This is a genomic window from Variovorax sp. V118, from assembly GCF_041154445.1.
GTDB classification, from domain to species: Bacteria; Pseudomonadota; Gammaproteobacteria; order Burkholderiales; family Burkholderiaceae_C; genus Variovorax; species Variovorax boronicumulans.
Genome location: NZ_AP028663.1, coordinates 3,844,440 through 3,858,775, shown reverse-complemented (window position 1 = coordinate 3,858,775; position 14,336 = coordinate 3,844,440). Strand labels below are relative to the sequence as shown.

Below are 14,336 nucleotides of genomic sequence, written 5' to 3'. Positions count from 1 at the left end.
AGGCACAGGGGCGGTGGCGACGGTCATGGGCGTGGGAGGCGCGGCGTGCGCCCGGCCGATGGTAATCCTTGGCCCGTGGCCCTTTCTTGCAATGAGTGCGCCTGCGCCTTTCTCGATGGGCGATGAAAGGTGACAGCGGTCGGCATCGAGGCGTTTCCCTGAGCTATTTTTTTCTTCCCCTTGCCTCTACCAGCGCCGAACCGCTGTCGAAACGTAGTGTGCGCAACGCAGGTGAAGTCAGAGTGAAGTCTGTGCAGGCCTTGCGTGAACGGATCGGAGGCCGTCCAGTTCGCCCTTGACGTGCGTGCGCGTGTCGCCGCCGACCCAGACCTGGCCGGCGTCGTCGCGGGTCAGGTGGATGCGGCCGTGCCGGCCCAGGCGTGTGCCCTGCGCGGCGACATAGTCGTCTTGTGCCACGCCCGTGGCGAAGAGCCACTGCGCGAGCGAGGCATTGAGGCTGCCCGTGACGGGGTCTTCGACGATGGCGCCCAGATGGTCGGTGAAGAAGGCGCGCACTTCGAAGGCCGCGTCACCGCCCTCGGCATGAGGGCCGACCACGCCGACGTCGATGCGCGTGGGCCAGCGTCGGGCCGGCTCCAGAGACAGCACCTTGTCGGCCGACGCCAGCCGGATTCCCAGCCATCCGGGGCCGTTGTCGATCCAGGCCGCGTCCTGGATGTCGTCCGCTTCGATGCCCAGCAGCCGCCGTGCGTCCTCGAGTTCGGCCGGGGTCGGCGTGCCCGAGCGGATCAGCGGCGGCGCGGCGAACGCGAGCCGTCCCTGGTCGCGCCGAATCTGGACCAGCCCTGCGCCGCACTCCTGCGTGATCACCGTGGCTTGTTGCCTGGGCGCGCCCGGGCCTGACAGCCAGGCGTGGCAGCTGCCGAGCGTGGGGTGCCCGGCAAAAGGCATCTCCCGGTCCAGGGTGAAGATCCTCACGCGGTAGTCCGCCTCCGGGTGCGTGGGTGCGAAGACAAACGCGGTTTCCGAGAGGTTGAACCAGCGCGTCAGCTGCTGCATGTCGTGCGTGGCGAGTGCGTCGGCGCCGGTGACGACCGCCAGCGGATTGCCCGAGAGCGGGCCGGCGCCGAAGACGTCGACCATGTGGACGGTGATGCTCATGCGTTCGGTCTTTCGAAGGGATTCATTGCATTCAGTTCTGCGAGGCCAGCAGCTTGAGCCCCGCGGCCGCGAACACCGCCGAGAGCACGCCTTCGATCCAGCGCCGCAGCCGCGCATACAGCGCAATCATCGACGCGGTCGAAAAGACGATGGCGTAGCCGCCGAACACCATGATGCCGAGAAGCACGCAACCGCCCACGATCGCCGGCAACCCACCGGCGGGCGTGTCCTGGCGCACGCCGAGCGAGATGATCGCGATCCACGACATGATCGCCTTCGGGTTGCCGATGTGCATGAGCACGCCCTGGCGGTAGAGGGTGCGGTAGCGCAATGCGCCGCGTTCCGCGCTGTTCTTCACCGCGTCGGTGCCGGGTCGCATGGCGGACCGGCCCGCGCGAAAAGCCAGGTACAGCAGGTAGAGGCCGCCGGCGATCTTGAGCACGACAAGCGCCTGCGCGTACGCGGTCAGGACCGCGGAAACACCGGTCGCCGCCAGGATCGCCCAGAAGAGCGAGCCCGTGACAACGCCGGCCGCAAGTGCGAGCGCGGGGCGGCGGCCGTCGCGCATCGCGGTGCCCATGATGGCCATGTTGCTCGGCCCCGGGCTGGCGGTGGCGATGAGGTACGTCCCGTAGACGAGTGCGATCTGGCTGACGGCCATGCGGGTGCTCCAAAACCAAGGGTGTCTTCAGCGGCCTTCAGCGCGATGGAGGCCGTGCGGTGAAAGTTACACTATTGGAATATTCGAAAAGTGTCACATGACACTTTTATTTGCGAGGCCGCGCACGTGCTCCTTCGATCCTCCTGGACGCCCCGTCTGGCAAGCAACGGCACGAATGCCACCGAGCGGGTGGTGCTGGCCCTGGCCGACGACATCGTCGAGGGGCGGCTCGCGGGCGGCGATCGCCTGCCTGCCCATCGGGACCTGGCGAAGACGCTGCAGATCGGCCTGGGCACCGTGACGAAGGCCTATGCCATGCTGGAGCGCAGGGGCCTGACGCGCAGCGTCAAGGGCCGGGGAACCTTCGTGGCGATCCATCAGGCGCACGGCGACCGGCAGATCGATCTGTCGTCGAACGCGCCGCCGGCCGCGCTCGGTGCGCGCGTGCTGGCGCGCACGCTGACGGGCATCGCGCGCAAGATCGACGCGGATCACTTCAACCTGTACGCGCCACCCGGCGGGCACGTGGAACATCGCCGCGTTCTCGCCCGCTGGCTCGAAACGATCGGCTTGGTCGTCGATCCGTCGCAGCTGGTGCTGACCAGCAGCGCACGCCAGGCGCTGTCGTTGGCCTTCGATCTGGTGTGCGGACGGCAAGGCGTTCTGCTCACCGAACGGATCACCTATCCCGGCGCCCTCGCGCTGGCCCGGCGCAAGGGGTGTCGCATCCAGGGCGTCGAGATGGACGCGGAAGGGATGGTGCCGCAGGCGCTCGCACAGGCGCTCGACGGCGTAGCGCCCGCCGGTGGCACGGCGGTCTATCTCACCCCGACGCTGCACAACCCGACGACGGCCACGATGAGCGCGAAGCGACGGCGCGCCATCGTGGCGGTGTGCCGCCGCGCGGGTGCCTGGATCATCGAAGACGGCGTGTACGCGGCGGCCTCCGACGGCTTGCCCCAGCTGGCCAGATTGGCGCCCGACATCACGTTGCATGTGAACGGGCTTTCCAAGTCGCTCGGCCCGGGATTGCAGGTCGGCGTGCTGGCACTGCCGCCCGACTTGTGCGGCCCGGCGCAGGACCTTCTGCAGGACGTGCCCATGGCGCCGTCGGCGTTCTCCTGCGCGGTGGTCGATGAATGGCTGGCCACCGGCGTGGTCGCCTCGGTCCAACGCGATCTGCGCCATGAGGCCCGGCGGCGTTCCAGGCTGGCCGTCTCGTTGCTCGGTGCCGGCGAGCTGGTCTGGCATCCCGATGCCTACAACGTCTGGCTGCCGATGCGACGCGATGCCGCCGAAGGTGTCGTGGCCGCGGCGGCGCAAGCCGGCGTGAAGCTCACTCCGCCGCAGACCCTGATGGTGAACCCGAGGGACCGGGCGAGCGGCCTGCGGATCTGCCTGGGCGGCCCCAGCTTCGACGAGTTGACCGGGGCCCTGGCGCTTCTGGCCACCTTGCTGAAGCGAAGCGCCTGACGCGGCGCGGACCTCAGACCACCGGTGCCGGGGCGCCGTCGGTGGGCACGCTGGCGTGCCGGTCGTCGGGCGGCGCGGTCACGATCGAGTCGAGGGCGGGCTCGGCCTTGCGAAGGCGTGCGAGATCGGGCCGCGGCCGGCGCAGCCGCGGGTCGGGCGCGAAGGCCTGTTCCATCGCCTGCGCGGCCGACAGCAGCGCGAGGTCGCCGCGAAAGCGCCCCACCACCTGCAGGCCGAAGGGCATGCCGCGCTCGTCGGTGCCGCACGGCAGGCTGATTGCAGGGTGGGTGGTCAGCGTCACGACGTAGGTCAGTGCGAGCCAGCGGTAGTAGTTCTCCTGCGGGCGGCCGTCGATCTGCAGCGCATGCGACTGCGTCCAGGGAAAAGGCGACACCGGTGTCGTGGGCGAGAGCACGAGGTCGTAGTGCTCGAACACCTTCTGAAAGCGCTGGAGGATGCGCGTCTGTTCCGTCTGCGCCCAGGCCGCGTCCGGCAGGCTCATGCGTGCGCCCATCTCGTAGTTGCTGCGCGGGTTCGGGCCCAGGCTCTCGGGGGCGCGTTCGTAGGCTTCGCGCATGCCGGCGACGAAGGCTTCCGCGCGCAGCACGTCGAAGCAACGGTGCACCTCGCCCAAGTCGAAGCGCACCTCGTCGCAGGCCGCAAAGAGCCCGCGCATGGCGGCCATGCGGTCGTGCATCGTCCGGCGGATCGACGGGTCGACATCGCACAGGCCGAAGTCGGTGGTCCAGGCCACGCGCAGGCGCGACAGGTCCAGCGGCGCCGGCCGCGCAAAGGCCGACGCCTCCAGCGGATAGCTCAAGGGATCGCCCGGATGCGGGCCCGCCGTGGCCGCGAGCTGGAGGCAGGCGTCGGCCACATCGCGTCCCATCGGACCGACCACCGAGATCGGCGACCAGCCCAGGCTCTTGCGCACGCTGGGCACGATGCCCGGCGACGGCCGCAGGCCCACCACGCCGCACTTGGCGGCCGGGATGCGCAGCGAGCCGCCGGTGTCGGAGCCGGTGCACACCGGCAGCATGTCCAGCGCCAGCGCCGCGGCCGAACCGCCCGACGAACCGCCGGCGTTGAGGTTGGGGTCGAAGGGATTGCCCGTGGCTCCCCAGACCGGATTGCGGCTGTTGGCGCCGGCGCCCATCTCGGGCACGTTGGTCTTGCCCACCACGATCGCGCCGGCGGCACGCAGGCGGCGCACCAGCTCGATGTCGTTCGACGGCACATGGTTGCGCAGGGCGGGCGTACCCATGGTGGACAGCAGTCCCGCCGTCGGCTCGAGGTCCTTCACGCCCAGCGGCAGGCCGTGCAGCAGGCCCAGCGGCTCGCCGCTCCTCACGGCCCGCTCCGCCGCTCGGGCCTCGGCGCGGGCGCGCTCGTAGCAGGTGGCGGTCACGGCGTTGACGAAGGGGTTGAGCTGTTCGATGCGCGCGATGCAGGCCTCGAGCAGCTCGACCGGCGAGAGGGCGCGCGTGCCGATCAGCCGTCGCAGTTCCACTGCGGAAAGTTCGACGAGATCGGAGGAGGAAGAAGAGAAAGGTTGGGTCATGGCTTTCGGAATGTGCCGCACTCAGTCGGCCTGGATGTTGGCGCGCCGGGCGACGGCGCGCATGAGCGGAAGTTCGCGTTCGATCTGCGCGAGCGAGGCGGCGGCGCCGGCGAAGGCCGGCTCCGCGCCCTGGGCCTGCAGGGCCGCCTGGGCCTGGGGCGTGGCGACGATCTTGGCGAGTGTCTTCTCCAGCCGTTCGCGCACCGGCGCGGGAGTGCCCTTCGGCGCCACGACCATGATCCAGGTGTCGGCGTCGACCTCGGGGTAGCCCGCCTCGGCGAAGGTCGGGACCTGCGGCAGCTGCGAGGAGCGCTGCCGGGTGGTCACGGCGATCGCCTTGACCTTGCCGCCCTTGAGCTGCGGAATGGCGGCGGTGACGGTGTCCACCGAGAACGGCACCTGGCCGCCGATCAGGTCCGTCATGGCCGGTGCGCTGCCCCGGTAGGGCACGTGCATGATCTTCGCGCCCACCGCCTGCAGGATGATCTCGCCGGTGAAGTGCGAGGACGTGCCCGTGCCGAAGGATGCGTACGAGTACTTGTCGGGCGCTGCGCGCACCGCGCTGGCGAACTCCTTGACGTTGCCGATGGGCACGTTCTTGTTGGCCAGCAGGATCAGCGGAATGCGCGCGACGATCGCGACCGGCTCGAAGCTGCCCAGGGCGTCGTAGGGCAGGGTCGGGCGGATGGCCGGGTTCATCGTGAGGGTCGAGCCCGAGCCGAGCAGCAGCGTGTAGCCGTCGGGCGATGCCTTGGCCACGAACGCGGCGCCGACCGCCGTGCCGGCACCGGGGCGGTTGTCGATGAGCACCGGCTGCCCCAGTTCCTCCGACAGGCGCTGGCCGACCAGGCGTCCCACCGTGTCCGCGCTGCCGCCGGGCGGGTACGGCACCACCAGCGTGACGGGGCGCGTCGGGTAGGCCAATTGAGCCTGCGCCTGCGCCTGTGCCTGCGCGGGCAGGGCCGTGCCGAGGCATGCGGCCAGGCCCGCGAGGACGGCACAGCACCAGCGCCGACGCGGCGCTTGCGAACGGGGAGCGTTCATTGACAGGGTCCTTCCGTAGAGCGAAGAGAAGAGGGGGAGGGGAAATGCTGGGGCACGCCCTGCGGTGTAGCAAGCACAATGATTGGAAGGTTGCGTTGCTGCTGGCGCAACGCAGACCACGCCGATGAAATCTCCCACTTCCAAGCCTTCAGCCTCCGCCCGCACCGGGGCGCGCACCGAACGCCCGATCAACCAGCGCGTGCTCCAGGAGGAGTCGATGCGCTACTTCCTGGAGGTGGCGCGCGTCGGCTCGGTCACCGAGGCGGCCGTGCGGCTGAACGTGGCGCCGTCGGCCGTGAGCCGCCAGATCGGCCGCATCGAGCGCGAGCTCGACACCCTCCTGTTCGAGCGCCGCGCCCGCGGCATGGCGCTGAACTCAGCCGGCGAGCTGCTGGCGGCGCACGCGCGCCGGGCCTGGCTCGACATCGAGCGTGTGACCGACGACATCCTCGCGTTGCGCGGCCTGCGCAAGGGCGAGGTGCGCGTGGCCGCGACCGAGGGCTTTGCCTACGAGTTCCTGCCGGCCCTGGTGGCTGGGTTCCAGGCGCGCTGTCCCGGCATCCGCTTCTCGCTCGACATGTGCGTGCAGCGCGAGGTGGCGCGCCGCGTGCGCGAAGGCCTGGTCGACCTCGGCGTGACGGTGAGCCTGGGCTCGGAGCACGGCCTGGACGTCGAGATCCGGCACCCCTCGCCCGTGTGCGCGGTCATGGCGCCTTCGCATCCGCTGGCCGAGCGGCGGCAGGTGTCGCTGGCGCAGGTGGTTCACTACCCGCTCGCGCTGCCGGCCCCCACGTCGACGCTGCGCCAGCTGCTCAACATCAGCTGCGCCCGCCAGCGCCTGCCGCTCGAGGCGGCACTGACCAGCGACCACCTCTACCCGCTGGTGCACTACGCGGCGCACGGCCAGGCCGTGACCTTCTGCGGCGAGCTCGCGCTGCGCCAGCAGCTCGAGAACGGCACGATCGTGGCGCGCGCCTTGCGCGACCGCGAGATGAACGAGCGGCATTTCGAGGTGCAGAGCATGGCCGGTCGGCGCCTGCCCGATGCGGCGCGCGCTTTCGTCGAGCACCTGCGCGAAGTGCTCAGCGCCTGATGCGCGGCGCGGGGCCGAAGCTCAGTCGGCCGTGATGTTGTTCGCCTTCACGACGGCGCCCCACATCTTGTACTGGTCGCGGGTCATCGCGCCGAGCTGCTCGGGCGAGCCGCCACCGGGCTCGTCCCCGCGATCGACGATGCTCTTGACCACGGTCGGCTCCTTCAGTGCCGCGTTCATCGCGCTGTTGGCCTTCTTCACGATCTCGGGACTCAACCCGGGCGGCCCGTACAGGCCGATGAAGGAGATGATGCTGAAGTCCTTGATGCCGCTTTCCGCGGCGGTGGGCACATTCGGCAGCATCGGCGAACGCTTGTCGCTGGTCACCAGCAGGGGCCGCAGCTGGCCCGACTTCACGAACGGGGCGACGACGGAGGTGGCGTCGAACATGGCGTCGAGGCGCCCGGCCATCAGGTCGACCATCGCCGGACTGCTGCCCTTGTAGGGAACGTGGTTCATCGCCGGGTTGCCCAGGCGCTCGCGCAGCAGTTCCATGGTGACGTGGATCAGCGAGCCTGCGCCCCCCGTTCCGTAGTCGATGCCCTTGCCGCTCTTGGCACGCGACTTCACCTCTTCGGCGAACTGCGCGTAGGTCTTGATCGGCGACGTGGCGGGCACCACCAGCACCAGCGGCGACTGCAGCATGATGCCGATGGGTGTCATCTTTTGCGGATCGACGATGCCGAGCTTGGTGTACACGTGCGGCATGATCGTCATCGAGCCGTTGCCCACCAGCAGCTTGTGGCCGTCCGGTGGCGCCTTCATCAGTTCGACGGACGCGATGTTGCCGTTCACGCCGGCCTTGTTGTCGATGACCACGGGCTGGCCGAGCGCGCCCTGCATGCCGTTCGTCAGCACGCGGCCGGCGAAGTCGGTCTGCCCGCCGGGCGGGAAGCCGATCAGCAACGTGATCGATTTGCTGGGCCAGGCCGTCTGTGCCCACGCGGGGCTTGCCCCGAAGGCGCCCAGGCCGAGTGCCGCGGCACCCAGGCAAAGAAGCAGGCGGCGCGGCGCCGCACGAGGGGGCTGGGTGGCTTGGATCATGAAGTCCTCCGATGGGTCGTCTGTGGCACATCGCAGCGCGCCCGCCCGTGGATCGACGCACGGGCCGGGGCGCCGCCCTGCGGGCTCAGTTCACGGCGAAGCAGTACATCAGGCCGGCACTGCCGCTTTGCTTGAGCTGGTCGACGCTGCAGCCCCGCGTGCCGTGCGAGGCGTTCCACGAGGCGTTGGCGACCGGGTCGGGGTTGGTGCCCTTCTTGTCGTGGTGGCCGACGATGGCCGAGCCGTCGACACTGCGCGTCCAGTTGCCGCAGGTGGTGTCCTTGCCGGCGGCGGCCGGCGCGAGCGTGCCGTCGGGGCGCGAGCCGGTGAGGATGTCGTGCCGGTTGACCGGGTCGCCGAAGCCCGAGACCACCTCGCCCTTCTCGGTCAGCGAGGTGTCCTTGCCGAGCTTGGCGTTCGCGCTGTGCAGGTCGGCCACGCTGGTGGCCACGACCACGCCCTTGGCGTTGCGCCACGGCCCGGCGCCGATGCGGTCGCGTGCGTTGACGGCCGGCTGGCCGCCCGCTTCGGCGGCGCTCAGGTAGGCACGCCAGGTCTTGCCGCCCGCACCGGCGCTGGCGGCCAGCGCCTGGCACTGGCGGTCGGCGCCGGCCAGGCCGCCGAGGTCGCCGCCCTTGCCGGGATTGGCACTCGTGATGAAGAAGCTCATCGGGTTGGCGTCCTTGCCCGAAGACATGGCGCCGCATGCAGCGAGGAGCGCGACCGCCGAGGCCGCGGCACCCCATGACAGAACGGAACGATGGCGCATGCGAGGTCTCCTTGGAGTGGTTGGAGTTGGCGAGGCTACCCGCTTCGCACACGCAGCGTTCCCCTCGACAACCCGCAGACACGCTGGCCGTGGGCGAGGCGGTCGAGGGGCGCGGCGCGCGCTCAGGGCGTCAGCGCCGCGGAGCCCGCGATCGCATTCGCCTCGGCCGCGCAGTCGGCGGCGGGCGGGGCGCTGTCCGGGCGACTGCGTGCCTGCGCGATCTCGTTCTTCGCCGCGCTCATCTGCGCCGTGAACACCGGGTTGGCGTGCAGCCGGCCCACGGTGGCCGCGCCGATCAGGCGTCCCGCTTCGATGTCGCTGCGCCAGTGCACGCCGCAGATGCCGCGGCTTTGCGCGAAGGCGCGGCCCCGCTGAAGCAGCGCATCCGCGCGCTCCGGCGCGAGCTCCGTCAGCACCAGCGCCCAGGCCCAGCCCAGCGCCGAGTGCCCGGAGGGGTAGGAGCCATCCTTGGCCAGGTGCGCTTCTTCCTTTGGTGTGCAGCTGGCGGCCTTCAGTGCCACGAAGGGCCGCGTGCGCTGGTACTTCTCCTTGGCCTTGTAGGTGGCGCCGCCGGCATCGGCCAGCGTGCGCCGCAGCAGCATGTTCAGGTGCGGCGTCTGCTGCTCGGAGATGCGCACGCCCAGCGCGCAGGAGAAGGTGGAGGCCGCCTCCGGAAAGCGCAGGTTGGCATCGCGCACCGCGAGCGCGCCGCGCGGCGAACCCTGCAGCGCGGTGAGGCTGCGGAACGCGGCGACGTCGGCCGCCAGCGCGGCCGAGTTGGCCTCGGGCGGCGGCGGCAGCAGCGCCAGGCTGTCGGGCATCTCGGCCGAGGCCAGGTAGCCCTTGAGATAGCCCGACCCCGGGCGTGTTTCGCCGACGTCGGACGGCGAAGTGGTCGGCGCGGGCGATGTCGCGCATCCGCCCGCGAGCAGGGCCGCCACGAGCAGCGGCGACAGGTGTTTCAAAGCCATGGGTACCTCCTTTCGCATGCGCTCAGAACGCGTGGCGGATGCCGAAGTCGTAGCCCATCGACGAGCGCGGCGCCCAGCCCGCGGCCTGCGCGGTGCCGCCCGTGAGGTAGGCGGCCGAGCCGCCGGTGATGGCGCCCATCACGCCGGGGTTGTTCCAGCCGTCCTTGATGCGGATGCGCGACACCGAGGCGTACAGCGCGGTGCGCTTGGACAGGTTGTGCACGTAGCCCAGCGAGATCTGGTTGGCCGTGGTGTCGCGGTTGCCGTTCAGGCCCCACAGCAGGCTGTTCAGGTCGGTCGCGGCCGGCGCGCCGTTCTTGTACTTCACCGAGGCGTACGACGCGCGGATGAGGCCCGGGCCCACGGGCACGGTCACGCCGAGCATGTAGCCGTTGTACTTGTCCTTGCGCGTGGCGGTGTTCATGAACGGAACCGCCAGGCCCGGCTGGTTCTGCAGCGTGCCGGTCTCGTTCTTGTCCTGCACGCGCGAGACCTCGGCGAACAGCTTGGCGGGGCCGAAGTTGTACGACGCGCCCAGGTTCAGCGCGTTGATCTTGCGCTCCTGCGTGGCGGTCGCGATGCCCAGCGCGTTGAGCGTGGTGCTGTCGGCGGCCGTGCTCTGGCCGTAGGCCAGGGCCAGGTCGAGCGGCCCGCTGGCATAGCCCAGGCGGCCGCCCACGTAGCGGCCCTTGGCCGACGGCGTGCCGGGCTGGTCGCTGCGCTTGGTGTTCTCGTGCAGCGTGTACTGCAGCTGGCCGTAGACGCCGCCCAGGTTCGGCGGCAGGAAGTAGCCGATCGAGTTGCCGGTGCGGATGTAGTTGTCGGTCGCGGCCACCACGGAGCCGGGGCCGGCGATGGCGGCGATGCGGCTGTTGATGTTGGCGATGAGGTTGGTGCCGACGCCGTTGGTGCCGAAGGGATCGAAGACGGTGTCGTTCCAGAAGGTCGCGGCGTAGTCGCGGCCCAGGCGCAGTTCACCGAACGGGCCCGACAGGCTCATCGTCGAGCGGCGGTTGAAGTTGGTGATGCCCTTGGCGCCGTCGTCGTTGGTGATGCCCGACTCCAGCCAGAAGCTCGCCGCCAGGCCGCCCCCCAGGTCCTCCGTGCCGCGAAAGCCGACGCGGCTGCCCGCATAGCCCGAGTTCGACAGCGCGGTCTGGCTCGTCTTCGCACTGCCGCCCGCGGCGTTCGCCGGCGGCAGCGGGAAGGGGTTGGGGCTGTGGTACGTGCTCTTGGACGTGTAGCGGCTGATGCCGACGTCGACGATGCCGAACACCGTGACGGACGATTGCGCCGATGCAGTACCGGCAGTCGCGAGAAAGGCCAGTGCGGCGAGGGAGTGATGTTTCATGGCAGGTCTTGCTTTGCTTGCTTCTTCAGGGATGAACGAGTCCGCTGGTGCGCATCGCTGCGTTCCAGGGCTCGGGTGTTCCGAAGGGCGGATGCCCTTCGGGGACTTCGGGAAAAAGGAGTGCGGCCTCTAGCCGCGCGCGCAGGGCGTGTGGCCGCGCATCACGGCATTCGCATCGCGTCGCGCGAGCCGCGCATGCTGCGCAGGGGTCTCGTCGTTCGCGCATCGCGTCGCATGCGCGACGCAAGAAGCCGGATCAACGAACGCGCCGCGGTGCTGCAAAACAGCGGCAGGCGTGCAGGCAGGGAACGTGCATGTCTCACTTAGGGAGTTCCTCGTTGTTCTTTGATTGGCCGGTCCTATGATAGGAATCGCTGCTCTTCGAATCCGTCAACCAGGCAACAGTTTTTGCTGAGTCATCCCATGGAATACCCGCAACCCGTATCGCAGAGCACAAGGGAAGAGATCGAGCACGGGCTGAGCACGTGCGCGGTGTTTCTCGATTGGCCGAAAGACCGGCTGCGCGAGTTGGCGAACGCCGCGCGCGCCAGGCACTACCGGCGCCGCACGCCGCTCGTGAGCCGCGGCAACCACCAGCGGGAGGTGTTCGTGATCGTGTCGGGCTCGATCGAGATCGCGGCCACCAACGCGGCCGGCGACAAGTACATCCTCTCGGTGCTCGGGGCCGGCCAGATCACGCGCATGGTGCACCTCATCGACGACATGCAGCCCATCTTCGCCTTCGATGCGCGCGCCGATTCGCACATCATCCACATCCCCGGTGCCGCGATGCGGCGCATCCTCGATGCGGAGCCGGTGCTGTGGCGCAGCATCGCCCAGACCATGCTGCGGCGCTATCGCATGAGCGCCGAGATCCTGCAGGACCAGGTGCTGGGCTCGGTGCGCCGGCGCACGGCGATCACGCTGCTCAACATGGTGTATCGCTACGGCGACGCGAGCGGCGCGCCGTGCGACACCGAGCTGCGCGTGTCGCAGACCGACCTGGCGAACATGCTGGGCGTGTCGCGCCAGACCGTCGGCAAGGAACTGGCGCAGTTCAAGGACGAGGGCGTGCTCGGCTGCAACGAGGGCTACCGCCTGGTCACCGTGGTCGACCTGCCCCGGCTGCACCGCATCGCCGCGGAAGACTGAGGCCTCAGCACGGCGCGCAGCTCAGGCGGTAGGCGTGCGGGCTGGTGCCGGTCCAGCGCACGAAGGCATGCCGGAAGTTGGCGGCCTCGCTGTAGCCCAGGCGCTCCGCGATCTCCTCGGTGGTCATGTGGGTCTTGCGCAGGTACTCGATGGCCAGCCGCAGGCGCACCTCGTTGAGGATCGACCGGTACGTGGTGCCGTGCGTCGCGAGCCGCCGCCGCAGCGTGCGCGGCTCCAGCGCGAGCGTGCGGGCCATCGACTCGATGCTCGGAAAACGCCACGGCATCTGCTCCACCAACTTGCGGCGCACCGCCGCGGCGATGCCGCCGGCATGCGCGAGCCCGGCCACGAACTGCTGGCAGCTCTCGCTGGCCATGGCGTGCGTGAGCGGATCGTGCAGGCGCGGCGCGCGCGTGCACCAGGCCTGGTCGAACTGCAGCGCGTTGTCGGGCTGGCCGAACTGCACGGGGCACTGGAACCACGCCTCCCAGACGCCCGCGCCGTGCTCGGGCGCGGGGCAGGCCAGGCGCAGGCCCGTGAAGCCGAAGCCATCGCCGTACAGGTCGCGCGCCAGCGTCAGGTGGGCCGCGAAGGTGAAGGCCAGCGCAAAGCGGTAGAGCGGGTCGCGCGGGTCGGGCGACACCAGCACCTCGAAGTTGCAGGCGCCGGGCGCGCGCGCGGGGTCGTGGTGCATGTCGGCCAGCGGCCCGATGGCGCGGCGGTAGGTGATGGCGAACTCGATCAACGCGCTGAAGGTGGGGCTGCTCTGCAGCGCATAGCCCCACATGCCGTAGGCCGTGAGGTGCATGCGCGCGCCGGCACGCAGGGCCACCGTCGGGTTGCGTGCCAGCGCGAGCGCATTGCGCAGCACGGTCACCGTCTGCGCATACGACACGCGCGTGCCGGGATCGCGCAGTGCGGTCTCGTCGAGCTCGCTGCCGGCCAGGGCCTGTGCGGCGGGGATGCCGTCCGAGGCCAGCGTGGCGACGACCGCGGCGATGCGCTGCGGGGTGTACACCCGGGGTTCGAAATCGGGAGGCGGGTGATGCACGGTTCTCGAGAAGCGGAGCAATCAGTCCAGCGTGACGCCCGTGGCCCGCGTGAGCTTCAGCGACACGGGCAGGAACGCCTTGTACGCCGCCGAGGCTTCGGCCGGCGTGTTGCCGATGGGCTCGGCACCCATGTCCTCGATGCGGCGCTGCACCTCGGGCTGCTTCACCACGGCTGCGACTTCGCGGCTCAGCTTCTCGACGATGGCGTCGGGCGTCTTGGCCGGCACCAGCAGCGAGGTCGGCGCCATGAGCATGAACATGTCGTCCTTGTAGCCCTGCTCGGCGAAGGTCGGCACCGTGGGCGCGGCCTTGGCGCGCTGCGCGCCCGGCACGGCGATGGCGCGCAGCTTGCCGGCCGCGACGTAGGGCTGGAAGGTGCTGATGGAACCCACGGTCATCTGGATCACGCCGCTGAGCAGGTCGACCGCCATCGGGCTTTCGCCCTTGTAGGCCGCGTGCAGCGTCTGCGTGCCGTAGGTCTTGTCCATGAAGACCTGCATCTGGTGCGGCTGCACGCCGGGGCCCCAGGAGCCCATCGCGTACTTGCCGGGCGCCTTGCGCACGGCCTCGACGAGGCCCTTGAAGTCCTGCGCCGGCACCGAGGGGTGCACGACCATGATCGTGCGCGTGCTCGCGATGTCCGACACGTGGCGCAGGTCGGTGCGCGGGTCGTAGGGCAGCTTCTTGTACAGCGCCAGGTTCGCGGCGATCGGGCCCGGTACCGACAGCAGCACGGTGTAGCCGTCGGGCGCGCTCTTGGCCACGTAGTCGGTGCCGATGATGCCGCCGGCGCCGCTGCGGTTCTCCACCAGCACGGGCTGCTTCAGCCGCTTGGCGAGCCCGTCGCCCACCAGCCGCGCGAGCGCGTCGGCCGAGCCGCCGGCCTGGTACTGGACGATGATGCGGATCGGCTTGCTCGGGTAGTCGGCCTGCGCCAGGGCGGCGCCGGCCGTCAGGTGGAGCCCGACGATGCACAGGCCGGGCGCGCGCAGCGCGCGGAAGCGGGAACGGTTCATGAAGTGAGTGCCTTTCGGGTGGGAGAC

General features: G+C 70.1%; 13 protein-coding genes. 3 read left to right on the top strand and 10 right to left on the bottom strand.

What is annotated here, in order from left to right; translation table 11 throughout:
* Positions 1–237: 237 nt before the first annotated feature.
* Both ACAM52_RS17910 and ACAM52_RS17905 read right to left on the bottom strand, forming a co-directional pair.
* Entirely contained in the window at positions 238–1,122 is an 885-nt protein-coding gene (locus tag ACAM52_RS17910; RefSeq protein ID WP_369644172.1) for a PhzF family phenazine biosynthesis protein, read from the bottom strand.
* A gap of 31 nt (positions 1,123–1,153) precedes the next feature.
* Entirely contained in the window at positions 1,154–1,783 is a 630-nt protein-coding gene (locus ACAM52_RS17905; RefSeq protein ID WP_369644171.1) for a LysE family translocator, read from the bottom strand.
* 126 nt (positions 1,784–1,909) lie between these two features.
* Between ACAM52_RS17905 and ACAM52_RS17900 the strand changes: the two genes are divergently transcribed.
* Positions 1,910–3,256 (top strand): PLP-dependent aminotransferase family protein, encoded by a 1,347-nt coding sequence (locus ACAM52_RS17900; protein WP_369644170.1) that lies wholly within the window; start codon positions 1,910–1,912, stop codon positions 3,254–3,256.
* A gap of 13 nt (positions 3,257–3,269) precedes the next feature.
* On the opposite strand, the gene ACAM52_RS17895 is transcribed toward ACAM52_RS17900, so the two are convergent.
* Complete coding sequence (locus tag ACAM52_RS17895) at positions 3,270–4,817, bottom strand: amidase (RefSeq protein WP_369644169.1); 1,548 nt, start codon at positions 4,815–4,817, stop codon at positions 3,270–3,272.
* 21 nt (positions 4,818–4,838) lie between these two features.
* On the bottom strand, positions 4,839–5,861 hold the full coding sequence (locus ACAM52_RS17890; protein WP_369644168.1) for a Bug family tripartite tricarboxylate transporter substrate binding protein: 1,023 nt from the start codon (positions 5,859–5,861) through the stop codon (positions 4,839–4,841).
* A 187-nt stretch (positions 5,862–6,048) separates the two neighbouring features.
* On the opposite strand from ACAM52_RS17890, the gene ACAM52_RS17885 reads away from it, so the two are divergent.
* Positions 6,049–6,954, top strand: coding sequence for a LysR family transcriptional regulator (locus ACAM52_RS17885; RefSeq protein WP_369647749.1), 906 nt, complete (start codon positions 6,049–6,051; stop codon positions 6,952–6,954).
* A gap of 21 nt (positions 6,955–6,975) precedes the next feature.
* Here ACAM52_RS17885 and ACAM52_RS17880 read toward each other — a convergent pair whose 3' ends face one another.
* The 4 genes from ACAM52_RS17880 to ACAM52_RS17865 form a co-directional block, all read right to left on the bottom strand.
* Entirely contained in the window at positions 6,976–7,998 is a 1,023-nt protein-coding gene (locus ACAM52_RS17880; RefSeq protein WP_369644167.1) for a Bug family tripartite tricarboxylate transporter substrate binding protein, read from the bottom strand.
* A gap of 85 nt (positions 7,999–8,083) precedes the next feature.
* Positions 8,084–8,767 (bottom strand): hypothetical protein, encoded by a 684-nt coding sequence (locus ACAM52_RS17875; protein WP_369644166.1) that lies wholly within the window; start codon positions 8,765–8,767, stop codon positions 8,084–8,086.
* A 122-nt stretch (positions 8,768–8,889) separates the two neighbouring features.
* Positions 8,890–9,738, bottom strand: coding sequence for a phosphatase PAP2 family protein (locus ACAM52_RS17870; RefSeq protein WP_369644165.1), 849 nt, complete (start codon positions 9,736–9,738; stop codon positions 8,890–8,892).
* Between the two features lie 22 nt (positions 9,739–9,760).
* The gene (locus ACAM52_RS17865; protein ID WP_369644164.1) at positions 9,761–11,089 is read right to left on the bottom strand and encodes a porin; all 1,329 of its coding nucleotides are present in this window, start codon (positions 11,087–11,089) and stop codon (positions 9,761–9,763) included.
* A 423-nt stretch (positions 11,090–11,512) separates the two neighbouring features.
* Between ACAM52_RS17865 and ACAM52_RS17860 the strand changes: the two genes are divergently transcribed.
* Positions 11,513–12,241 carry a Crp/Fnr family transcriptional regulator gene (locus ACAM52_RS17860; protein ID WP_082817968.1) on the top strand — a complete coding sequence of 243 codons (729 nt, stop codon included), beginning with the start codon at positions 11,513–11,515 and terminating at the stop codon, positions 12,239–12,241.
* A 4-nt stretch (positions 12,242–12,245) separates the two neighbouring features.
* Here the strand turns inward: ACAM52_RS17860 and ACAM52_RS17855 are convergent, their stop codons facing one another.
* On the bottom strand, positions 12,246–13,292 hold the full coding sequence (locus ACAM52_RS17855; RefSeq protein ID WP_369644163.1) for an AraC family transcriptional regulator: 1,047 nt from the start codon (positions 13,290–13,292) through the stop codon (positions 12,246–12,248).
* Between the two features lie 21 nt (positions 13,293–13,313).
* Entirely contained in the window at positions 13,314–14,309 is a 996-nt protein-coding gene (locus tag ACAM52_RS17850) for a Bug family tripartite tricarboxylate transporter substrate binding protein (RefSeq protein ID WP_369644162.1), read from the bottom strand.
* Positions 14,310–14,336 lie beyond the last annotated feature (27 nt).

What these genes read in the sequence shown, in the direction of transcription:
- ACAM52_RS17860 (WP_082817968.1), top strand. Translation starts at nt 11,513, where the DNA reads ATGGAATACCCGCAACCCGTATCGCAGAGCACAAGGGAAGAGATCGAG.
- ACAM52_RS17890 (WP_369644168.1), bottom strand. Translation starts at nt 5,861, where the DNA reads ATGAACGCTCCCCGTTCGCAAGCGCCGCGTCGGCGCTGGTGCTGTGCC.
- ACAM52_RS17870 (WP_369644165.1), bottom strand. Translation starts at nt 9,738, where the DNA reads ATGGCTTTGAAACACCTGTCGCCGCTGCTCGTGGCGGCCCTGCTCGCG.
- ACAM52_RS17880 (WP_369644167.1), bottom strand. Translation starts at nt 7,998, where the DNA reads ATGATCCAAGCCACCCAGCCCCCTCGTGCGGCGCCGCGCCGCCTGCTT.
- ACAM52_RS17875 (WP_369644166.1), bottom strand. Translation starts at nt 8,767, where the DNA reads ATGCGCCATCGTTCCGTTCTGTCATGGGGTGCCGCGGCCTCGGCGGTC.
- ACAM52_RS17865 (WP_369644164.1), bottom strand. Translation starts at nt 11,089, where the DNA reads ATGAAACATCACTCCCTCGCCGCACTGGCCTTTCTCGCGACTGCCGGT.
- ACAM52_RS17910 (WP_369644172.1), bottom strand. Translation starts at nt 1,122, where the DNA reads ATGAGCATCACCGTCCACATGGTCGACGTCTTCGGCGCCGGCCCGCTC.
- ACAM52_RS17895 (WP_369644169.1), bottom strand. Translation starts at nt 4,817, where the DNA reads ATGACCCAACCTTTCTCTTCTTCCTCCTCCGATCTCGTCGAACTTTCC.
- ACAM52_RS17850 (WP_369644162.1), bottom strand. Translation starts at nt 14,309, where the DNA reads ATGAACCGTTCCCGCTTCCGCGCGCTGCGCGCGCCCGGCCTGTGCATC.
- ACAM52_RS17905 (WP_369644171.1), bottom strand. Translation starts at nt 1,783, where the DNA reads ATGGCCGTCAGCCAGATCGCACTCGTCTACGGGACGTACCTCATCGCC.